Source organism: Corynebacterium kefirresidentii (assembly GCF_016599755.1).
Lineage (GTDB): Bacteria > Actinomycetota > Actinomycetes > Mycobacteriales > Mycobacteriaceae > Corynebacterium > Corynebacterium kefirresidentii.
The window spans coordinates 1,045,027-1,066,261 of sequence record NZ_CP067012.1 but is presented as its reverse complement, the minus strand read 5'-3'; the positions used below and the strand labels follow the sequence as shown (position 1 = coordinate 1,066,261).

Sequence of the window (21,235 nt, the reverse complement as noted above, 5' to 3'; positions counted from 1 at the left end):
GAATTCACAGGCAATTATCCGGTTAAAGCCTGCCGGCTGACACCAGGAAATAGCTGGCAATAGGCACAAAAATCCCCCTTGCACCCACAAGGGTGCAAGGGGGATGGTGGCGCGCAGCGCACTAATACTAGCGACGCTCCTTGATGCGAGCCTTCTTACCGCGCAGATCGCGCAGGTAGTACAGCTTCGCACGGCGAACGCGGCCGCGGCGGGAGACCTTGATGGACTCCAGGTTCGGGGAGTGAACCGGGAAGGTACGCTCAACGCCGATACCGAAGGAGACCTTACGGACGGTGAAGGTCTCACGGATGCCGGAACCCTGACGACGGATGCAGATGCCCTTGAACAGCTGTGCACGCTCGTTGTTACCCTCGATAACCTTTACGTTAACGTCGAGGGTATCGCCTGGGCGAAAGGACGGGATATCGTCGCGCAGCTGTGCTGCATCGACCTTGTCAATAATGTTGGACATGCCAATATTCCTTTTCAGTTTGGGACAGAGGACCCTAGCGGCGCTAAGCCTAACCGGTTCGTGCCCGTTACATAGAACGGCCCCCTATTTTTCCATATGTACCTGCAGGAACCAAATTTCCTTCCCGGCACTTCTTTCTCTCCCCCGCCCAAGCTACGCCGCCGCAGCTTAGGAGGGAAACTGCTAAGCGGCCGCCCCCACCACCGCTAGGTGAAGTTTGCGCAGGTGATTGGATGGGTTCCACCTCGCCCGCATCATGGTTCCGACAACATCGTGGCAGAATCCTCCCTCCGGACTGCAAAAGCTCCCACCGTACGCAACGATGGGAGCTAAAGCAGCAGGCAAAACACTAGACCACGGCGGTTAGAAGCCTGCCTTCTTCAGGGCATCGGCCATGGCGCCACCACCGCCGGAGCCACCTCGACCGCCAGTGCGGCCGCGCGAGCCACCCCGGGAACCGCGCCCGGATTTGTGTCCGGAGCGCTTCCCTTCTCCCCTGGCGGCAGAGTTTGCGGCATGTTGCGCATCGCCACGGCGCTTGGGAGCCTGCTGCCCCGGTTCATCATCGAGGCGCAAAGACAAGCCGATGCGCTGCCGCTCGACGTCGACCTCCATGACTTTTACCTTGACCACTTGGCCAGAGCGCACGACCTCGTGCGGATCAGAGACGAACTTGTGGCTCATGGCAGAAACATGGACGAGGCCGTCCTGATGTACTCCAACGTCCACAAAAGCGCCAAAGGCCGCCACGTTGGTAACTGTGCCCTCAAGGATCATTCCCGGGGTGAGATCGGAGACCTTATGTACCCCCTCTTTGAAGGTTGCGGTCTTAAATTCCGGACGCGGGTCGCGGCCGGGTTTATCCAGCTCAGCGATGATATCGGTCACCGTAGGGATACCAAAGGTCTCATCTGCAAAATCTGTTGGCACAAGCTTGGAAAGTACGCGCGTATTGCCAATAAGCTCGGAAATGCCCAGACCGGTCTTTTCCGCAATGCGGGAGACCACCGGATAAGCCTCAGGGTGCACGGCGGAGGCATCCAACGGATCGGTGCCGCCATTGATGCGAAGAAAGCCGGCTGACTGCTCAAACGCCTTAGGTCCGAGACGCGGCACCTTCTTCAGTTCCTTGCGGGAAGCAAAGGACCCGTTTTCATTGCGATAGGCCACAATATTGGCAGCGATGGTGGAATTAACTCCAGCCACCCGCTCCAGCAGCGGGACGGAAGCAGTGTTGAGATCTACGCCCACGCCGTTCACGGCACTTTCCACCACACCATCAAGGGTGCGAGCGAGCGCGGTCTGGTTAACATCGTGCTGATACTGCCCCACCCCAATAGCCTTCGGATCGATCTTTACCAGCTCCGCCAGAGGATCCTGCAAACGACGAGCGATGGAGACTGCACCACGCAGCGAGACATCCATATCGGGGAATTCCGCCGCCGCCAGCTGCGAGGCAGAATACACCGAAGCGCCGGACTCTGAGACTACGACGGGCGTGGGACGCTGGCGTCCGGCCTGCTTGATGAGGTCCGCAATCTCCTGGGCGAGCTTCTCGGTCTCACGGGAGGCAGTACCATTTCCGATGGCCAAAAGGTCCACCGAATGCTTGGCGCACAAGGTAGACAAGGTCTGTAACGCCTGGCTCCACTGATTCTGCGGCTGGTGCGGGTAGACAATAGTGGTATCGAGCACTTTGCCGGTTTTGTCTACAACCGCACACTTGACGCCATTGCGGTATCCCGGATCCAGGCCAATGGTGGCACGCTGACCTGCCGGCGCAGCAAGTAGCACATCCCGCAAATTGGTGGCAAAAATCTTGAGCGCACCTTCCTCTGCCACTTCTTTCAGGCGCATACGTACATCCAGGCTGGAGGAAATATAAAGCTTGGTGCGCCAGCCCCAATGGACGGCGTCAGCAAGCCACTTGGAGGAGCGATCCAGTTCAAAGCGGGAGGCAATAACGTCCTCATAGTCCGCGTCATCGCCAGCATCAAGCTGCAATTGCAATACGCCTTCATTCTCGCCCCGCAGGAGCGCCAAAATGCGGTGCGAGGGCAATGTGTGGAAAGACTCGTTGAAGGAGAAGTAATCCTTAAACTTCGCCCCTTCTGCTTCCTTGCTCTCAATGACGTGCGCGCCCATAACGCCTTCAGTAAACATGCGCTCTCGCACCTCACCCACCAGGTCAGCGTCCAGTGCGAAGCGATCCACCAGGATGGCGCGGGCGCCGTCGAGGGCTTTCTTTGTATCTTCAAAGCCCTCGCAAAGGAAGGCCTGCGCTAGATCTTCTGGGGTGGCGTGAGGATCCGCGATGAGCTTATCGGTCAGCTCTTCTAGGCCGGCCTCGCGGGCAATATCCGCCTTAGTTTTACGGCGCTTCTTATACGGCAGGTACAGGTCCTCCAGGCGCGCCTTGGTTTCGCAGGCAAGGATTTGTTTCTTCAGGGCGTCGCTAAGCTTGCCCTGCTCCTCAATCGCCGCAAGGATGGTCTCCTTACGCTCCTGCAATTCCTTCAGGTAATTCGCGCGCTCCTCAATAGTGCGCAGCTGGGAGTCATCCAGCCCGCCGGTGGCCTCCTTGCGGTAGCGAGCAATAAAAGGCACGGTATTGCCCTCCGTAAGGAGCTGCAACGCGGTGGAAATCTGTGTTTCCTTCACGTTGAGCTCGGCGGCGATGGTTGCCGCAATATTCACGTGGTCTCCTCACTCTTTTCTCGAGGTTTGGGATTAGACCCACCCAATTTACCGCACTGCCCCTTCACCGCCTTCGCTTGCCGACGCCCCTCTCAACGCAAAAACCTCCTTTCCAGCAAGGAAAGGAGGAAGGTGCGGCGCGTGCTTAGTGGATAACCACGCGGGCGTTATCGCCGCCGGTGCAAGTAACCCGGGCGGAGCTACCGGAGCAGTACATGGTGTAGGTACCACCGGTGGTCGGCGAATGGACGCTCAAGGTGACGTTAGTGCCGCCACCCGCAACCCAGTTATTCATAAAAGTGGTGTAGACGTTGCGAGCAAAAGAACTGGAAGTCGGGCCAGTCGCATAATAGTTAGGGTAATCACCCCAGGAATGTCCATTGCTGGAGCCAGCGGAACCAGCCTGTGCCGGTGCTGGTGCCGGGGCTTCCTTGGTCTCGGTCACCGTGACCGGGCTGGAGTCCTCATCCTCTGCAGAATCCTTGGAGGAACCGGACTTCTTGCCGGACCCCGACCCAGCTCCGGATCCGCTATTCGCATCCGCCTGCTGGAATTGGCTATCCCCTGCAGCGCTATCCGTAGAGTCACTCTTGTTATTGGTCACGAACATAATGACCATGGCAGCCACCGCGATTACCGCCACAATGGCTGCGATAATCGCAGCGATCGTGGCACCGCTGACGCCGCCATTGTTCTGCTGGGGATAATACTGTTGGTTGTACTGGGGCGGCTGCTGGTTAAATCCACCGTAATTATTGCTATTGGGAGCCGTCATGGTTTAGGGACCACCTTGGGAATAGAAGTTTGGAGGGAATGTCCCCTTACTATAACCCCAAACGGCCTAAGCGCTGCAGATTTAGCGTGAAAATGCGGCGATTAATTTTCTCGTCGGCGCCTATTGCGCAGCTTCCGCTCGCCATACCGCTGGGGTACCAAGCCCCATCTCTGTAAAACCGATTTCCGCGCTCCCCAACCACAGCGCTTCCGGGGGCAAACATTCCGCCACAGTGGGGGCCACGGTGGCTAAGGGGTGTGCGGTCTCACCGTTAACTATAAGCCGCCACACCGGAATTCCCTGCGGTCGCTGACCAAACCTGAAACGGTATTCCTGCGCTAAAGGGCTGCTCTCCGGGCATGACTCCGCTACCTGAATGACGAAAATGCTAGCTGGATGAAAGCCCTGAGCACGTAGCCTGTCAGGCAGTCCTGCGAGGCAATCCTCATTCTCTCGAGTTCCTAGAAGCACGGAAAGATCAGCACTAACCTCCATTAGCCTTCACCCTTAGCCTTAGCTTCCTGCTCCAACTGCGCAATGAAAGCCCTATCATCCTTGTCTAGCTCGGCTACTTCCAGCAGCTCGGGACGGCGCTGCCAAGTGCGCAATAATGCTTGTTCGCGCCGCCACTTATCCACCAAGGCGTGGTTTCCCGAGGTCAAAACGTCCGGTACGGCCAGACCCCGCCACTCTCGCGGCTTGGTATAGCTCGGGCCCTCCAAGAGACCATCAGAAAAAGAATCCTCTTCATGGGAGCGCTTATTGCCCAGCACGCCTGGAATGAGTCGCACGACGGCCTCTGCAATTACCAACGTCGCTACTTCCCCACCGATCAACACATAATCACCGATGGATACCTCGCGGACGCGGTAGCGACGCGCGGCATCATCCACCACACGCTGATCGATTCCCTCATAACGCCCGCAAGCAAAGACGATATGCTCCTCAGTCGACCACGCACGCGCATCCGCTTGACTAAACGGCTTACCCGTTGGGGTAGGCACAATGAGCAGTGGGAGGTCACTATCCTCCTCGGGCTGGGCGTCAACGGCATAGGCGTGCGCCTCTACTCCTTCAAGCTCATCGTGGCGGGGACGGTTCAAGTGCGGAAGGGCCGATTCTAGGTTCGGTGCACTTTCCTGAGCAGCAACACTATCGAGTGCCGGCCCCCATACTTCCGGCTTCATAACCATGCCAGGGCCGCCGCCGACCGGCGAATCATCGACAGACTTATGCGCATCAGTCGCCCACTGCCGCAGATCATGTACGCCTACTTCAAGGCGACCTTGTTCAATGGCTTTTCCTAAAAGTGCATGCCGCAACGGCTCCAAGTACTCCGGAAAGATGGTGACAACATCAAGCCTCATAGGTCCAGCAATCCTTCCGGCGGGTCAATGGTGCACGTCCCTGCTGCAAGGTCCACGTCAGGAACAATGGCATGCACGAAAGGAATGAGTGCTTCCTTGCCAGTGTCGAGATTTACCTCTAGCAAATCTTGGCTTCCACCGTGGATGACCGACGTAACCTCACCAATGTTTTTGCCCGCCAGAAGTACGCGTAGTCCTTCCAGCTCATGGTCATAAAAACCGCCATCATCGCTATCGAGCGGCGCGGCGAAAAACTTCGTGCCGCGCAGGCTATCCGCCACATTGCGGTCTTTTACTTCTTCGAAGGTAACGAGCAGCCTTCCCTTGTGAGTGCGGACTGCCTTGATAGTTAGCGTGTGCTCTTTTTTGCCCTGCGTGCCATGGAGCGCTTCCCCCACCGCAAAGCGCACCTCCGGTTCGTCAGTAGTGGCCTCGATTACTACTTCACCCTTCACGCCGTGCGATTTAATCACGCGACCAATCATCAATTCCATAGCGGAAATTCTACAGCACGAGCCTTTTCCCTTGTCAGTGATGGGTTTTCAGCTACTTCGAAAAAGTTCCAGTTTTTGGGGCTCATTGTCGTTAAAGTAGGCACATGAGCGATTTACCTACCAATTCCCCGGATACTTTTGGCACGGCTTCCCATCTGGGCACTGCTTCCGCTATGACTACACTTAATTTGCTCGATATCGCACCGGATACGGATCCGCAGCGGCCCCGCCCAGGCGTACAGCGCGTCTTGAGCACCGATGGCGCTAATCTCATTCTCTTTAGCTTTGCACCAGGACAGTCCCTACCGGACCACAAGGCCGCTCATCCCATTACCGTGCAGACGCTCCGCGGGCAGCTCAACTTCACCTATGGTGAAGAAACCGTCACCCTTACGCCGGGCACGATCGTGCATCTTCCTGCATATGAGGTGCATAAAGTCGAGGCTGCAGCTGCGGATTCCGGTACCTCTACCCCCGCAATTTTGTTGCTCACTATGCTGACAAAATAGTTTATAGGAACATAAGTTTCGGTGATAAAATGACTCTCATGGAATCGCATAATAAGCCTTACCATCATGGAAACCTCCACGATGAGCTGCTCCGCATCGCAGTCCAGCTAGGCAAGCGAAGCGGCCCCAATGCCATCACGGTCCGTGCCGTTACCCGCGAAGCCGGAGTATCCCCTACCTCCGCCTACCGCCACTTCAAGGATCAAGAAGAACTACACGATAAGGTAGCCGAGCTTGCCACCGACGAACTGGTCCGGCGCCTGCATGAGACTACTAAAGCTGCCGGGCACTTGGATTTTCCAGAGCACTTGGTGCAAATCGGTTACGCTTACCTCGAGTTTGCCTTGGATGAGACCAATTTCTTCCGTTGCATGTTGGAATGGAAGGCGCTGCGCTTCATGCTCGGTGTGGATCCACACACCGAAGATGATCCGAAGATGGATCACCTTCAGCAGATTCGCGATTTCTTCGCCCTTCTCGCCCGCCACGCGCAAGCTTTGGACAATACTACTGACCCCACATATTTCATGCAGAACGCCCTTTTGGCATGGTCTACCATCCATGGCTTTACCGTTCTTGCCGTCAACGGCCCCATGTCACAGCTACCACGCGAGCAAATCCTAGAACTTTTTGCTCCGGTTGTTGCCGGCGGCCTGCGTGGCATGGACTTTAAAGATCCGTCTAATGTCTACAGTCGCTATGCCGACTACAAGCCACAGAGCTAAGGGAAACATTCACCCTCCCCCACCCGTTGTAGCTTGCTGGGTTTCACCGTGCTTTTCTAAAAAGATGACCGCGCACGCAACTCCACCAAGGACATACGTGCGCGGTCATCTTTTTGGGCCGGTTGATTTCATCCACACAGCACAAAGGCCCCGCCTACACAACTTGCACCGTGGTGTAGGCAGGGCCCGAAGTTAGAAGCGCTGCGCGTTTAGCAAAGGAAGGCAGATTACTCTGCAGACTCCTCGGAAGCTTCCTCAGCCTTCTCCTCGGCCTCGGCATCAGCTTCGCCGGCAGCAGCAGCGGCAGCCTCTGCAGCAGCAGCTTCCTCAGCGGCCTTCTTCTCAGCCTCTTCCTTGGCCTTCTTCTTCTTTTCGGTGATAGCCTCGATGGTCGGGCCGTTGTTAGCCTCAGCCAGTGCCTCGTTGAAGATCTCCAGCTTGGACTTCTTCTCCTCAGCAACCTTCAGGGTGCCTTCTGCACCAGGCAGGCCCTTGTGCTTCTGCCAGTCACCGGTGACCTTCAACAGAGCAAGAACCGGCTCGGTTGGCTGTGCGCCGACGGACAGCCAGTGCTGCGCACGCTCAGAATCGATCTGGATGAGGGAAGGCTCTTCCTTCGGGTGGTAGATACCAATGTTCTCGATTACCTTGCCGTTACGACGGGTGCGGGCATCAGCAATAACAACGCGGTACTCAGCAGCGCGGACCTTGCCCAAACGCTGCAGCTTAATCTTGACAGCCATGACGGCTCCTTTTCTAGTCACTGGGCAGTACAGACGCGCACCAGGTAGTGCGCCGGTTCAACCCTTGGATTTAATCTGCGTGTGACATACCGGCCGACCGTAGACGGGAACGGTGCTACGCAGAATATTACGTTCTGTGGACTACCTAGCCCGGAGTATCCGAGTAGATAACCTGAAGTATTTTAGCGCGAGTATCTGCAATTTTAAAAATCACGACGCCACTCACGCAGGTTCGTTATGCCATCGATACTAAAGCAGAGTAGCCTTAAGGGCCGAATATAGACATTTGGTTTCATATGTATGGCGCGCCTTCTGCCTCACTGTAAAGGCGTTGACGCACGAAAAGACAGTTTATGACTAAAGAATCACCGCGAAATTTCCGGTACCGCTATGACCTTGATGGTCTTCGCGGTATTGCCATCGGCCTAGTAGTTATCTACCACGTCTTCGTTGGACGCGTCTCCGGCGGCGTGGACGTATTCTTGCTGCTATCCGGCTACTTCTTCTTGGGCTCCCAGCTGCGCTACGCCAGCAAGCCCAACGCTTCTTTAAACCCTTGGTGGCCCATCTGGCGCACCCTGCGACGTTTGGTACCCAGCTTAGTTTTGGTCATTGGCGTGACCTACATTCTGGTGCGCATTTTCACCCCACAGCTCATGCGCACCGAGCTCACCCAGCAGATCACAGCCACCATGCTGTACTACCAGAACTGGGAGCTAGCGGAACAAAACGCCGACTACACGGCGGCCGCAGCGGATACCTCCCCGCTGCAGCACATGTGGTCCATGGCCGTACAGGGCCAGTTCTACATCATGGGCATTGCCTTTGCGACCATCTTGGCAGCCATCATGAAGTTCCGGCCGAAGCACCAACCACTGGGCAAGCGCAGCTTCCCCACAGTCAACCAGATTGCGGGCCCGATCCTCATTGTGGCCACCATTGCCTCCTTCGCCTATGCTTCACGCCACGGCCTCTACGGCACCCCGGAGAACTACTACTCCACCTGGTCACGCGCTTGGGAGTTGACCTTGGGTGCTGTCCTAGCCATCTACGGTTCCGCCTGGAAGATTCCGCCCCGCCTTTATGACCTCTTTACGGGTTTGGGCCTTGTGATGCTCATCTTTACCGGTGCCATCATCGCCGATACCACCGCGTATCCTGGCCCGCTTTCGCTCTTGCCGCTGGGCGGCGCCGTGCTCATCATCTTGGGTGGCGGTGGCAAGATTTCCAAGGCCATGGCCTCCAAACAGGCCCGCTGGCTGGGCGATGTAGCCTATCCGCTCTACCTATGGCACTGGCCTCTGCTTATCCTGTCCACCTCTTATTTGGGTCAAGAAACCCCATCGTGGTGGCTGGGCGTTATCATTATCGCCATTTCACTGGTGCTGGCGGACCTCACGCACCGCTTTTTGGAGCGGCCACTGCGCCAGCATCGCAAGCGCCCCACCGCCGAGGATCTGCCGGTACGCAAGGGCCTATCGACATTGCGGAAGCCGGCAGGCGCTGCTCGCGGCGTCGGTGGTGTCGTGGTTGCTGCGGCCGTTGTCGGCCTTCTGGCCATTCAGCCGCTGTGGATGCGCACGCTTGATGATGCCGACGCAGAACTTCTGAATCCTTCCCTCTACCCCGGTGCGACGACGTTCATCAATCACCTCACCCCACCGGATAATGTAGAGATTAAGCCTGACCCAATTCTGGCCGGCGGCATCCAGCCACCAGTGGCTGCTAATTGGTGCTTTGTTCCGGATAGCCAGCCCGCTGATTTCTTCTTCGAAACCCGCAAAGACGGCAAAACTCCGTGCATTTTCGGTGACACAAACGCAGAAAAGGAAGTCTATTTGGTTGGCGGCTCCCACGCGGAACAGTATTCTTCCGCGCTTGACCGCCTGGGCAAAGAAATGGGCTTTAAATTGGTTCCGTTGCTACGCCAAGGTTGCCCCATCGAGCTGGGTGACGATGTCACCGTGACCCCTGAGTGCGCCGAATGGGGCAAACTAGTGATGGATCGCATCGAAGAAGCAAACCCAGCCTTGGTGATTTCAAATACCACGCGCCCGCAAAATGAGTACGGCACGGGCCCCGATGCTGTTCCCGCTGGATACCAGGCATTTTGGGATGAATTAGCCGAGCGCGATATCCCCTTCTTGGGCTTCCGCGATAACCCGTGGGGCTTCGATGAGGAAGGCCGTCCGCGCGAGTTCGATGAGTGCTATGTAGCCACCGAAGATGCCTATGGTTGCGGCATGCGCTTTGAGCAGGTCTACCAGCCCTATGACCCCGGTGCAGTAGTGCTCTCGAAGTACCAGAATATGCTCTCGGTAGATACCGCCCCGTGGTTCTGCGATGACAATGGTGACTGCCCAGTCATCATCGGCAATACGATGGTCTACCGCGACATGCACCACATCACCAATGCCTTCGCGGAATCGGCTATGCCCATGATTCGCGAGGCCCTGAAGCCATTCCTCAACGGGGAAAAGGTCCAACAGCAAGCCCCTGATATCCCCCCGGAGCAGGCCGCAGCAGCTGTGGAGCCGGCACCCGCCGCACCTACCGACGCCGGCAAGCCACATGCCAACCCAGTCCCCTACCCCAACACTGTGCGCGACGACGCCGTCTAGGCCATAGCGCGCGAACACGCGCCAACGCCTACGAGCACGGGCGCTGGGGATAAGGCACCCAACTGCCTGCATAGAACGAAGGAGGCTCCCACAATAACGTGGGAGCCTCCTTTGCTATGTCTTAAGACTGAGGCAGACTATTTTTTGCCCTTGCCAAAGTCCAAGTTGTTGAGATCAATATTTTCCATTCCCTTCGGCATCTTTGGCATGCCCGGCATTCCCGGCATGCCACCGCCGCCGCCCATTTGCTGCTGGAGTTTTTGCAGTTCTTCCATGGACGGCATGCCGCCACCACCTGGCATTCCGCCCATGCCCGGCATTCCGCCCGGCATCTTCGGGCCGCGGTTTCCACCGCCGCCCTTGCCCTTCTTGCGCTTGCCGTTTTTACCCTTGCGGCCCTTCGGCTTCTTCTTGGTAGCAGAGCGGCCACCCATACCACCCATGCCGAATTGGCCAGCCATCTTAGACATCATCTTCTTAGCTTGGTTGAAGCGCTCGATGAGCTGGTTGACCTCAGAAACGCTCACGCCAGAGCCATTAGCAATACGCTTGCGGCGCGAAGCATTGAGGATCTTCGGATTCTCACGCTCCTGCGGAGTCATACCACGGATGATGGCCTGGATGCGGTCCAGCTGCTTTTCATCCACCATGGCAGCCATCTCATTCATCTGCTTGCCGCCGGGCATCATCTTCAGCAGGTTGCCGATGGGCCCCATCTTGCGGATCATCAGCATCTGCTCAAGGAAGTCATTCAGCGTCAGCTCGCCAGAACCAAGCTTGGAGGCGGCCTCCTCGGCCTTCTGATGATCCAAGGTGGCCTCGGCCTGCTCGATGAGGGAAAGCAAGTCACCCATGCCCAAAATGCGGCTGGACATGCGCTCGGGGTGGAAGACATCGAAATCATCGAGCTTCTCACCGGTAGAGGCATACATAATGGGCTTGCCGGTGACCTCACGAATAGACAGGGCCGCGCCACCGCGGGCGTCACCGTCCAACTTGGTGAGAACCACACCGGTAAAGTCCACGCCATCGCGGAAAGCCTCGGCAGTCTGCACGGCATCTTGGCCGATCATGGAGTCGATGACAAAGAGGACTTCGTCTGGGTTCACGGCATCGCGGATATTGCGCGCCTGCGTCATCAGTGTCTCATCAATGCCCAAGCGGCCGGCGGTATCGATGATGACCACATCGTGCTGTTTCTGTTTGGCCTCAGCAATACCGCGCTTGGCGACGTCCACCGGATCACCGTGGGAGGTACCCATTTCATGCTCATTGGAGTCCAGGGAGGTACCCGGATCTGGCGCGAAGGTCGGCACCTCGGCGCGCTCGCCGACGATCTGTAGCTGCTGCACCGCACCCGGGCGCTGCAAGTCACAAGCCACCAGCATCGGGGTATGCCCTTGCTTGGCCAGGTGCTTGGCCAGCTTGCCGGCCAACGTGGTCTTACCGGCACCCTGCAAACCGGCGAGCATGATCACTGTCGGCGGGTTCTTCGCTAGGTTCAGGCGGCGAGTTTCACCGCCGAGGATCTCAATGAGCTCTTCATTGACGATCTTGACTACCTGTTGGGCTGGGTTGAGCGCCTCAGAGACTTCCGCGCCACGGGCACGTTCCTTGATGCGCTTGATAAAGCCACGGACGACGGTCAAAGACACGTCAGCTTCCAGCAGCGCGAGGCGGATCTCGCGGGCGGTGGCATTAATGTCAGCCTCGGTCAGTTTGCCCTTACCGCGCAGGCCCGCCAGGGCTGACTGTAGGCGGTCTGATAGTGAGTCAAACACTACGGATGCGCTCCCTTAATTTAGATCGATCTAAAGTTCAACTATTTAATCTTAGTCCCTTGCCAGGGCCCTGGTCACATTCCCCACCACCGTAGCGCGGGAAGCCTGCCCGGCAAGGAAGACATTGACGATCATTGTCGCGCCCATAATCTCATGGCGCAGCCACACAAAGTCTGGCAATGCCTCTATCAAGTGCCCCAAAGCGCCAATGCGCTCGACGGTACGGATCACCAAGATGCCGCCCACATCAAAAGCCGCGGTGGTTACTTCTCCCTCGATATCTGGCAGCTCCGTATAGGTACGGGAGTTATAAGACTGGATAAACCTTATCTCCTGGGCCGCTTCCTTTAGGGTCTGTTGTACGGTGCGGATGAAAAACTCCGCCTTATAAGTACCGTCATCCTCTTTGACGATATTGGCCCGCACGATGGTCCACCCCAAAGCGGACAGCAAGGCAAAAATGCGCTTGAGCTCCCCTTTGGAGGAGCCACACCAGGACACAGTAACTTCTTGGTCTTCCCAATCCACCGTAAGCGCAACGCCCTCAGTAGATAGCGGCACGTGCACCGCGGGGCGCTGAAGGACGCCTGGTTTGAGTGCTTCCAGAGCGCGCGAGACGATAAACTTCTGCGCTTGCTCTACCCGCGGTGTCCAGACGCTAGGCCCTGTCGATTGTGCATCAGCCTTAGCCAATACCGCCAGCAGCGAAATAATCAGCGGATCGTAATGCGCTGCGGCCAACAATGCGTCGCGAGCGGCATCGGAGAACGGGTCCATTGTCGCAGCTAGCCGCGCTAAGGTGATATGCTCTGCCACCAGAATTTGAGCACGCGACCTATCGGCCACGCTCAACCGCATGCGGGCTGCCTGGCGAGCTATCATTTCCGCGCCTACCTGAGCGTGGGGGCGCTCGTAGCCCTTACCAATGTCATGGTAAAGCGCGGCCAGCAATAATAGATCAGGGCGAGCTACCGAGGTGCGCACCTCCGCGCACCGAGTAACCGTCGCAATGAGATGATGGTCCACCGCTCTGACGTGGCTGCGCTCGCGCGGCAACAAACCGCGCACATGCCCCCATTCCGGCACTAGACGTTCCCACAGGCCATAGCGGTCCAAATCCTGAATAACCCGCGGCGTATATTGCGGGGACGACAAAATGGCGAAGAAATCATCCACCGCTGCTCGCGACCAGCGTGGCGGCAGAATCGGCAATTTTTGGAGCTGGTGCCAGGTGGTCTCGGCAACGGCATATCCCGTGCGTGCTGCGGCTGCCGCAACGCGTGTAAGCAACCACGGATCCTCCACATTCGGTTTGCGCGAAAGGTAGATAACGCCGCCCTCTGCCACCACGTCCACATCGAGTGGACGGCGCTGCCCGCGGCCCGCCGCCAGCGCATTTCTCCCCAGCACCCCTCGGGCGGTGGCCAGGCCGCGTTCTACGGCCTTATTAACAGTGGCTGCAGCGCCTACCAAAGCGGCGGTTAAGGCATATCGGTTTTCAAAGCCCAAATCCGCAGCCACGTCCGCGGCGAACTCGGGGTCTAAGATATCGCGGTGGCGTCGGGCTTTGACATGCAGGAGTGTGCGGACGTCGAGAAGCAGCTGCTTTTCGACGTCTAGATCAGGAAAGTCGCACAGGTTACCCAAAGCCATCGCGCGCAGAAGCTGAATATCGCGCAGTCCCCCACGGCCATTTTTCAAGTCTGGATTCGTCATTGCTGCTACCGCGCCCGAGCGCTTCCAGCGAATAATCGCGGTATCCACAAAGTCATCAAAGCCGCGCTGCAGCTGGCGCCGCCACGCTGCGAGCAGCTGTGCCCGCGCCTCATCCACTAATATCTTGCGCCCTGCGACAAAGGCCAAGTCCAACTGTGCAAAGCCAGCAGAAGCATCTTCTGCAGCAATCGCCGCACACTCCTGCGGGGTGCGCAGGGCATAATCTAGGCGATACTTGGCATCCCATACGGGCAACCACAGCTTCTCCACCAGCGCTGGGTCTGGATCGTGGCCCTCCGGATAGATAAGGATGACGTCAATATCCGATTGCGGGGTCATCTCATTGCGGGCGAAGGACCCGGTGGCAGCGAGCGCAGTCCCCGCTGGGAGCTCGAGGCTGCGCAATACACGAAGCGCCGAGGCATGGGCCTCGGCGCGAATCTGTGCGGCGTTAAGCATGCTGGTTTTACAGTGCCGCCTCGCCGTGCTCCCCGGTGCGTACACGAATGGCATCTTCTACTGGGGTTACCCACAGCTTGCCATCGCCGATTTTGCCAGTGTAGGCAGCATCCACAATGGCGTTAATGATGTCTTCAGCGTGGTCATCCGCCGCTACTACTTCCAGCTTGACCTTAGGCACAAAATCGGTGGCGTATTCTGCTCCGCGATATACCTCGCTATGCCCTCGCTGCTGCCCAAAGCCCTGGCTTTCAGTAACAGTGAGACCGCGTACTTCCTGCTGCTCTAGCGCCTGACGGATTTCCGGCAGGGTAAAGGGCTTAACGATGGCCGTGATGAGTTTCATTGTTACTCCTTGTTTTCTCTTCGGGGCGGGCTAGAAGCACCGAATAGTGTGCATCCATTCTAGCCCGAGCACGGCAGTTGCTGTGCACTATATTCGCGTCATGAATCTAGGGCCCGGTGAATGCCACAATCCAGTAAAACCAAAAGGCGGCGAGCTCGTCTGCATTTCCGCCATTGAGCGCTATTGCAGATAAGACTCGCCGCCAGAAGGCGCTGAGGGTGACTAGATATCGTCTTCCTTGGCTTGCACGGTTTGGACTTTTTTGTGGTTATGCTTGGCGTGTTTGACGTCAGTAACTGTTACGCCGTAGATGGAACGTCCCAGGTAGAAGGAACCTACTGAACCGATAATCCACACACCGAAGCAGGCGATCAGGGCTTGAATGAGCAGCCACAGGGAAAAGCCATCGCGGCCAAAATCTACAACTAGTTTGGCCACGATAATCAGCGGTACCGCAAGACCCACGGTCGGCCCCAGCAGGTTAGCGCGCGTCAATGCGTCGGGCGCCCGCCACAGGGATATAACCGTCGCGACCACCAAAATGGTGGCGATAATAAGTAGCACCGAGGCGATAATCTCAGAAATAGCCATTTTATCGCCTGCCCTTCGAGATAATGCGGGCCATAGATAGCGTGGGCAGCACGCCCGCGGCAATGGCACCGAGGAGTGCAATGTAGTAGGCCATCGGGGCGTTATTGGTCATCGACCATGCCAAGTACATGCAGATCATGCCGTAGAACACGATGTCAGACGTAATTGCGCGAGTGAGCTCATCGCGTGTGCGCAGTGCAAGCAGCACGCCGCACCATGTGGCGACGCCAATGATGAATACGCATACAAATACGACCCAGCCGAACGGGGACAGTGTGGCAAAATCAATCATCGCTCGGTCTCCTTCCTGCGTTTTATGTTCCGGGCATGACGCTTTGGCTTTTCGACGTCCGCTTCGCTTTCTGAAAGCGGAGTGTCCTCCGCCCGCGCCAAGTCAGGCGAGCGCATAAAGCGACCGACAGATTCGAGGGGATACTCGTAGAATGCCTCATCCAATTCCGTCGTCCCTCCTTGGCCTGGGACGCCGTAGTCGATGTCTTTCACCCGTGGGGCAAGGCGTTGCTCCATATCAGCCAAGTCAGCCACGATTGCCGCCGGGTCAGATCCCTGAACTGCCTGCACCAGCACGATGCGCGGCAGCCCCTTGCGGGGTGGCTCGCGCAAACCCAACGAAAGCGTTCCTGGCGTTGCGGTGATGGAAGAAGTAAACCAGAAGATCTCCCATGCGCCAGTCACACGCAGTGGATAACGAATGATAACCGGGTGGTATTCGTTATCTGGCTTAAAGGCCGCCATCGCCAGGCTAATGCCGGCCACAAAGATTTCCTTAATGAGCCACAATGCATACACCACTGCGTTCATTTAACGGCCCTCCTGAATTTCATCGATATTGGGAACTGCAATCGGCTCGTCTCCCAAGACGGTTTCAGTATAAGCGGTGGTATCAAGCAGCTGCTCCGAGGCGCTATCCACAACGTCCAGAACGTTTCCAGAGAAAATGAACATGCACAGCGAACCAAGGATGAGTGCGGCAGAGGGGGCCATGAGCTTTTTGCGGATGATCAGTTCATCCGGAACCTTATCTTCCGGCAAGCCCTTGCCCCAGAAAACCTTGCGCCATACGCGCAGCATGGCCAAGAAGGCGGCAAAGGAGGCAATGATAATAGCCGCGATAGCGATCCACGCCCACGCGCCTCCTACCCGGGCAATCTCGAAGACGATCATCAGCTTGCCCCACATTCCGGAGAACGGCGGGAAACCTACGACGGAGAACGCACCGGCAGCGAAAATCCACGCGATAATGGGGTCCCGACGAGCGAGACCGGACAGCTTGGTTAGCAGGCCCGTGCCGTAGGTTTCCTCAATGGCGCCAGAAGCCAAGATCAGCGAACCAACAGTCAACATGTGGTGAATCGTGTACATAATGCCGGCTGCTAGTGCGCGGCGTGGGTCATCAGAGGTAAAAGCAAGCATTACCAAGATGAAAGGCATGCCGTTGAGCATCTGATAGCCGAGCACGCGGCGAATGGAGTTCTCCGCTAGGCCGCCAAAGGCACCGATCATCATGGAGATGATCATGATCACGATGATCAACACATTCCAGCGCTGATCCAGACCGAATAGCTGCACGTAGAGGCGATAGAGCATGTACACGGCCACCTTGGTGTGCAGGCCGGAAAACAGGCCCATCACCGCAGCTGAGGTCCCCGGGTAAGTGCGAGGCAACCACGATTGCACAGGGAATACGCCGGCCTTGGCGGTGATTGCAATGAGAATCAAACCCGCGGCGACGGTGACGGGCCCGTTACCTGCTGCCGCACCCTTCAATGCGCCAAGGTTAACCGCGCCGGTAACCGAATACATATAACCCACGCCAACGACCAGCAAGGTGGAGGCGAAAAGGTTCACCAAGACGAAGGCACGTCCGGCCGCCAGACGCGACCAAGTACCAGACATGGTGATAAGGCCATAAGACGGCAGAAGCATAACCTCAATAAAGACGAAGAAGTTAAAGAGGTCAGCAGTAAGCAACGCACCGCAGACACCGGTAATCAAAATCAAGGTGAGCGATGGATAAAAGCGAGACTTGGTCTCCCCGCCCGCAATGGCAAACCAGTTGGCGCCAAAAGCGACAATCATCGTGGTGATGATCATCAACGCGGAGAAAGCATCCGCAGCAAACGGGATACCCACATTGCCTTGGTATAGGCCCACTGTGTGGGCAACTACCCCGTTGTTCATGGTGTACATCAGCAGACCCAGGCCAGCGAAGATTCCCATGCCCGGGATGATCAACATGATGGAATCGCGCACCGCACGCCACGGTGCCAGCAGTGCAAAGGCTGCTGCAATCAGCGGGACCGCTGGGAATAGCGGAAGGAGTTGAGCTACAGCATCAGTCATTATTTATCATCCTCCTTCTGTTCAGCTGCCCCGCGCTCTGCTACGGGAGTGTCGTGGTCCACCTGACCGATACGGTCAAGTTGGTTGGTGGATTCTTCCAGAATCTGGCGATTTTGGGCGTCACGGCCCAAGGTTGAAAAGGCATGGTCGATGGTGTTGTCATCAACCGGCTCCACCACATCGGTGTCGTCGTTCTTGCCCATTGCCGCCATCGTCAACAGGATGGTCGAGGTTGCCATGGAAATAACCACCGCGGTCAACACGAAGGCCTGCGGCAGCGGATCTGCCATCTGGTCGTGTGGAACCTGGGAGGGGAAGGACTCGCCGCGGTAGGAGTACACGCCCGTAGCCAGCAGCATTAGGTTAGCTCCGTGTCCGAAGGCCATCATGCCCAACACGATGCGCACCAAACCGCGCTGCTGGATGAGGTAGACGGCACTGCCTATGAGCAAAGCAATAGTCAATGCAAGGATCATTACTTCTCTCCTCCTCGCTTAGGCATGGACCGTTTATTTTTCCTCTTCGTCCTTGCTTCCGATGGCGTCAGCAAAGCCAAAGGATCGGTCGAGGGGTTAATCGGGTCCGGATACGGATCATCGACATCCTCAAGCGAAATGCGCGGCGTGGTTGGCAGCGCGGAATTATCATCATGAATCCACGGCAGGAAGTCACGCTCCGTGCCAGGGCGCAGGTAACCGCCCAGGGCATTAATCGCCATGGTCAACATGCCCAACACCGCTAGGTAGATGCCCAAATCGAAGATGAGCGAGGTAGTCCAGTGCTGACCAAAGGCCTCAGCATGAATAGCCGCGAGGAAGCCACCATTTCCAAGGCCGTGGTGCAAGTAGCCCACGAAGCCTGCAATCAAGGCAGTAATAATGCCGATGCCGGTCAGGTGAATCGGGGTCATGCGGCCAAAGACGATTTCATCAGAGCCTCGGGACAGGTAGATAAGCCCGATTGCGGCGCCCATAATCAACGCTGCCGGGAAGCCACCGCCAGAGGCATTATGCCCGCGGAAGAAAACGATGACAGACATGATTACCAGAAGCGGGATTACCACGTGAACGCCCTTGCGCAGTGGCACAGAGTTCAGCTGTGACTGGCCAAATGGCGCAGGACGTGTACCTGACTTGAACGGGAACCGCGGCAACGTCGTAGTAATGGCTGCGATAACCACTGCTGCCATGCCCAGCACGGAAAGCTCGCCCAAAGTATCAAGCGCACGGAATTCCACGATGATGGTAGCCACAACGTTATCGCCGCCTGTAATATCCGGCGCATTATCGAGATACCACATGGCTAGATCCGAACGCTCGTGTCGGCCCATTAGTCCCCACACGCCCAAGAATGCAGCCACACCGGCTAAAACTGCGATGATAATAGAGCCGGTCTTGCGGGACTTATCCTTCACCGGTTGGAAGGTTTCCGGCAGGTAGCGCAGCACCATCATCATGACGATGACGGATAGGGCTTCCACCATAAACTGAGTCAAAGCTACGTCCGGCGCCCCGAGCAGGAACATCTGCAGGGTTACACCAGTGCCGGCAATGCCGATCATGATGGCACCGGTCAAGCGATTCTGAGTGCGCACCAAACCAAACATGGCCAGCGCGATGATTCCTAATGGCAGCAGATCCCATGGGTTATCCAGACCATCTACCCTCGGCTGCAGCGCTACCCCATCGACGCCCTCGCGGATGAGGGTGGTCGCGGCCAACACGATAACCAAAATGACAATAGGCAGCATGTGGCGGGACGGATTATGCGAATCGGACATCTTGGCCAAGACTCGTCCCAGCCGCGAACAACCCAACTGCAAAGAGTGCAGCAACTCATTGCCGCTGCGCGGCATAAACTCCCTGTCCTCAAAGCTTGCCCACATCGTCTTGCGGGCAAAGATACCGGCAATACCGGCGATAAGGACCACGAGCGAGATAAGGAAAGGAACATTAAGCCCGTGCCAGAGGGCAAGGTGCGAATGATGTTCCAGACCAACAGCAGCCACTGCATGGTCAATCGGGTTATTAAAGATTCCGAGTACAAATACCAGTGGCAGGGACATAAAGCCCGGTAGTGCGGCAGGCAGCCACAGGGAAACCGGAGCCTCGTGGACATGTCCCATATCGCGAGGTCCATCAAAGAAGGCGCCGAAGACGATCTTGGCGGAGTAGGTAAAGGTAAAGAAGGCGCCGATGGCGGCAACGATGAGCAAGATGCCCTGGCCAGTGCCACCAATCGGGGCGTCTTCAAACGCAGTGAGCATGCCTTCCTTGGATACAAAGCCCAAAAGCGGTGGTACCGCGGCCATAGAGGCCGCGCCGATGACTACCGAGCCAAATGTCCACGGCATCTTATTCCACAGTGGTCCGAGGCGGCGAATATCGCGCGAACCGGCCTCGTGGTCGATGACGCCAATAAGCATAAACAGCGAGGACTTAAATAGCGCGTGCGCCAACGTGTGTACCAACGCTGCGGCGATAGCGAATGGGGTTCCCACACCAATGGTGGCGACAATCCAGCCCAAATGGGACACGGTCGAATAAGCCGTGAGCTTCTTCAAATCCGTCTTTTGCACCGCAAAGACCGCGGACATTACCGCGGTACCCATTCCGACCACGATGAGCAGCCAATTCCATACCGCCACATCGTGGAAGATCGTGGAAAAGCGAATCAGCAGATACACGCCAGCCTTGACCACTGCGGCTGCGTGAAGGAAAGCCGAAACCGGAGTGGCGGCGGCCATAGCCTCAGGAAGCCAAAAGTGGAATGGGAATTGCGCCGATTTGGTAAATGCAGACGCCGCGATCAACACGGCTACGGCCGCTGTTACACCTGGGCGCTGCGTCCATACCGGCGACGCCAGAATCTCAGATACCGTAGTCGATCCGGTCACCGTCGCAGCAATACCCAACCCGGTCAGCAGGGTCAATCCACCAACGAAGGTCAGGATCAAGGTGCGCTGCGAACCAGCTTCGCCGCCCGAACCGGAGCGCGCAATCAGCATAAAGGAAGCCAAGGAGACTAGCTCCCAGGCAAGGAACAAAACCACAACGTCATTGGCCAAAACCAGCAATAAAATGGACAGCGTAAACGCTGTCATCAAGGTGTAGAAGCTGGTATTACCCTCATTCTTAGGCAGATAAGCCGCCGAATAAGTAAAGACGACGGCACCAATGACCAGCGCCAACATAGCAAAGAAAATACTCAACGCGTCCCCGCGGAGAGCAAAACTTACGTCGACGCCCGGTGCGATAAAATCGCGCACCCAGGTGGCGTGGAAACTCAATTCCTCCCCGGCTGCAATGGCAGGAAATTCCTTGGCAATAAGGACCGCCGCAATAACGAAAAGGCCAGCTAGTGGATAGCCTGCCTTTCGGTCAATAACCTTTACGGTTACCGGTGCCAAGATCACTGCCAGCGCCGCGAGGAGGACTGCATAAAGTAGCGTCACGAAATACTTGCCTCACGAACCTTGGTCTAGGTTTAATGCGAATTTCGCATTAAATACAGCCCCTTCAGGCTACCATTCTCACCAAGGCCAAACCACATTGCAGCATTCCCTGTCGGCTGAT

General features: G+C 57.0%; 18 protein-coding genes. 3 read left to right on the top strand and 15 right to left on the bottom strand.

Translation table 11 applies throughout. The features are described 5' to 3' along the window. Positions 1-127 precede the first annotated feature (127 nt). From rplS to rimM, 5 genes are all read right to left on the bottom strand, one after another. Positions 128-472: a 50S ribosomal protein L19 gene (gene rplS, locus I6I12_RS05175; protein ID WP_005325245.1), complete on the bottom strand. Its 345-nt coding sequence runs from the start codon at positions 470-472 to the stop codon at positions 128-130. Between the two features lie 363 nt (positions 473-835). Next, positions 836-3,169, bottom strand: coding sequence for a Tex family protein (locus tag I6I12_RS05170; RefSeq protein WP_200288917.1), 2,334 nt, complete (start codon positions 3,167-3,169; stop codon positions 836-838). 145 nt (positions 3,170-3,314) lie between these two features. Further along, positions 3,315-3,944, bottom strand: a complete 630-nt coding sequence (locus tag I6I12_RS05165; RefSeq protein ID WP_200288916.1) for a hypothetical protein — start codon at positions 3,942-3,944, stop codon at positions 3,315-3,317. Positions 3,945-4,438: 494 nt separating this feature from the next. After that, positions 4,439-5,311, bottom strand: coding sequence for a tRNA (guanosine(37)-N1)-methyltransferase TrmD (gene trmD, locus I6I12_RS05160; protein WP_200288915.1), 873 nt, complete (start codon positions 5,309-5,311; stop codon positions 4,439-4,441). Continuing rightward, positions 5,308-5,805: a ribosome maturation factor RimM gene (rimM, locus tag I6I12_RS05155; RefSeq protein ID WP_200288914.1), complete on the bottom strand. Its 498-nt coding sequence runs from the start codon at positions 5,803-5,805 to the stop codon at positions 5,308-5,310. The genes trmD and rimM overlap by 4 nt, the downstream gene beginning before the upstream one ends. 104 nt (positions 5,806-5,909) lie before the next feature. On the opposite strand from rimM, the gene I6I12_RS05150 reads away from it, so the two are divergent. Together I6I12_RS05150 and I6I12_RS05145 are read left to right on the top strand one after the other, a co-directional pair. Beyond that, entirely contained in the window at positions 5,910-6,314 is a 405-nt protein-coding gene (locus I6I12_RS05150) for a cupin domain-containing protein (protein ID WP_200288913.1), read from the top strand. Between the two features lie 38 nt (positions 6,315-6,352). Further along, positions 6,353-7,039: a TetR/AcrR family transcriptional regulator gene (locus I6I12_RS05145; protein WP_234288180.1), complete on the top strand. Its 687-nt coding sequence runs from the start codon at positions 6,353-6,355 to the stop codon at positions 7,037-7,039. Between the two features lie 227 nt (positions 7,040-7,266). On the opposite strand, the gene rpsP is transcribed toward I6I12_RS05145, so the two are convergent. Continuing rightward, a complete protein-coding gene (rpsP, locus tag I6I12_RS05140) occupies positions 7,267-7,782 on the bottom strand; it encodes a 30S ribosomal protein S16 (protein WP_005325261.1) in 516 nt (171 codons plus the stop codon). Positions 7,783-8,135: 353 nt separating this feature from the next. Between rpsP and I6I12_RS05135 the strand changes: the two genes are divergently transcribed. Then, positions 8,136-10,403, top strand: coding sequence for an acyltransferase family protein (locus tag I6I12_RS05135; protein ID WP_200288911.1), 2,268 nt, complete (start codon positions 8,136-8,138; stop codon positions 10,401-10,403). Between the two features lie 137 nt (positions 10,404-10,540). Here the strand turns inward: I6I12_RS05135 and ffh are convergent, their stop codons facing one another. From ffh to I6I12_RS05090, 9 genes are all read right to left on the bottom strand, one after another. Further along, a complete protein-coding gene (gene ffh, locus I6I12_RS05130; protein ID WP_200288910.1) occupies positions 10,541-12,184 on the bottom strand; it encodes a signal recognition particle protein in 1,644 nt (547 codons plus the stop codon). A gap of 51 nt (positions 12,185-12,235) precedes the next feature. Next, on the bottom strand, positions 12,236-14,359 hold the full coding sequence (locus I6I12_RS05125) for a [protein-PII] uridylyltransferase (RefSeq protein WP_200288909.1): 2,124 nt from the start codon (positions 14,357-14,359) through the stop codon (positions 12,236-12,238). 7 nt (positions 14,360-14,366) lie between these two features. Then, positions 14,367-14,705 (bottom strand): P-II family nitrogen regulator, encoded by a 339-nt coding sequence (locus tag I6I12_RS05120; RefSeq protein ID WP_200288908.1) that lies wholly within the window; start codon positions 14,703-14,705, stop codon positions 14,367-14,369. Between the two features lie 222 nt (positions 14,706-14,927). Beyond that, entirely contained in the window at positions 14,928-15,296 is a 369-nt protein-coding gene (locus tag I6I12_RS05115) for a Na+/H+ antiporter subunit G (RefSeq protein WP_049361135.1), read from the bottom strand. A 1-nt stretch (position 15,297) separates the two neighbouring features. After that, entirely contained in the window at positions 15,298-15,588 is a 291-nt protein-coding gene (locus I6I12_RS05110) for a cation:proton antiporter (RefSeq protein WP_200288907.1), read from the bottom strand. Then, complete coding sequence (locus I6I12_RS05105) at positions 15,585-16,118, bottom strand: monovalent cation/H+ antiporter subunit E (protein ID WP_200288906.1); 534 nt, start codon at positions 16,116-16,118, stop codon at positions 15,585-15,587. Before I6I12_RS05105 ends, I6I12_RS05110 begins: the two co-directional genes overlap by 4 nt. Continuing rightward, positions 16,119-17,660 (bottom strand): monovalent cation/H+ antiporter subunit D family protein, encoded by a 1,542-nt coding sequence (locus I6I12_RS05100; protein WP_200288905.1) that lies wholly within the window; start codon positions 17,658-17,660, stop codon positions 16,119-16,121. It abuts the gene before it with no gap. Further along, a complete protein-coding gene (locus I6I12_RS05095) occupies positions 17,660-18,136 on the bottom strand; it encodes a sodium:proton antiporter (RefSeq protein ID WP_023021275.1) in 477 nt (158 codons plus the stop codon). Before I6I12_RS05095 ends, I6I12_RS05100 begins: the two co-directional genes overlap by 1 nt. Next, entirely contained in the window at positions 18,136-21,114 is a 2,979-nt protein-coding gene (locus tag I6I12_RS05090) for a DUF4040 family protein (RefSeq protein WP_200288904.1), read from the bottom strand. The genes I6I12_RS05095 and I6I12_RS05090 overlap by 1 nt, the downstream gene beginning before the upstream one ends. Positions 21,115-21,235 lie beyond the last annotated feature (121 nt).

Coding starts and splice junctions, on each gene's coding strand:
- I6I12_RS05110 (WP_200288907.1), bottom strand. CDS start 15,588: ATGATTGATTTTGCCACACTGTCCCCGTTCGGCTGGGTCGTATTTGTA.
- I6I12_RS05120 (WP_200288908.1), bottom strand. CDS start 14,705: ATGAAACTCATCACGGCCATCGTTAAGCCCTTTACCCTGCCGGAAATC.
- rplS (WP_005325245.1), bottom strand. CDS start 472: ATGTCCAACATTATTGACAAGGTCGATGCAGCACAGCTGCGCGACGAT.
- I6I12_RS05125 (WP_200288909.1), bottom strand. CDS start 14,359: ATGCTTAACGCCGCACAGATTCGCGCCGAGGCCCATGCCTCGGCGCTT.
- I6I12_RS05165 (WP_200288916.1), bottom strand. CDS start 3,944: ATGACGGCTCCCAATAGCAATAATTACGGTGGATTTAACCAGCAGCCG.
- I6I12_RS05115 (WP_049361135.1), bottom strand. CDS start 15,296: ATGGCTATTTCTGAGATTATCGCCTCGGTGCTACTTATTATCGCCACC.
- I6I12_RS05095 (WP_023021275.1), bottom strand. CDS start 18,136: ATGATCCTTGCATTGACTATTGCTTTGCTCATAGGCAGTGCCGTCTAC.
- I6I12_RS05100 (WP_200288905.1), bottom strand. CDS start 17,660: ATGACTGATGCTGTAGCTCAACTCCTTCCGCTATTCCCAGCGGTCCCG.
- I6I12_RS05150 (WP_200288913.1), top strand. CDS start 5,910: ATGAGCGATTTACCTACCAATTCCCCGGATACTTTTGGCACGGCTTCC.
- trmD (WP_200288915.1), bottom strand. CDS start 5,311: ATGAGGCTTGATGTTGTCACCATCTTTCCGGAGTACTTGGAGCCGTTG.
- I6I12_RS05145 (WP_234288180.1), top strand. CDS start 6,353: ATGGAATCGCATAATAAGCCTTACCATCATGGAAACCTCCACGATGAG.
- I6I12_RS05105 (WP_200288906.1), bottom strand. CDS start 16,118: ATGAACGCAGTGGTGTATGCATTGTGGCTCATTAAGGAAATCTTTGTG.
- I6I12_RS05135 (WP_200288911.1), top strand. CDS start 8,136: ATGACTAAAGAATCACCGCGAAATTTCCGGTACCGCTATGACCTTGAT.
- rimM (WP_200288914.1), bottom strand. CDS start 5,805: ATGGAATTGATGATTGGTCGCGTGATTAAATCGCACGGCGTGAAGGGT.
- rpsP (WP_005325261.1), bottom strand. CDS start 7,782: ATGGCTGTCAAGATTAAGCTGCAGCGTTTGGGCAAGGTCCGCGCTGCT.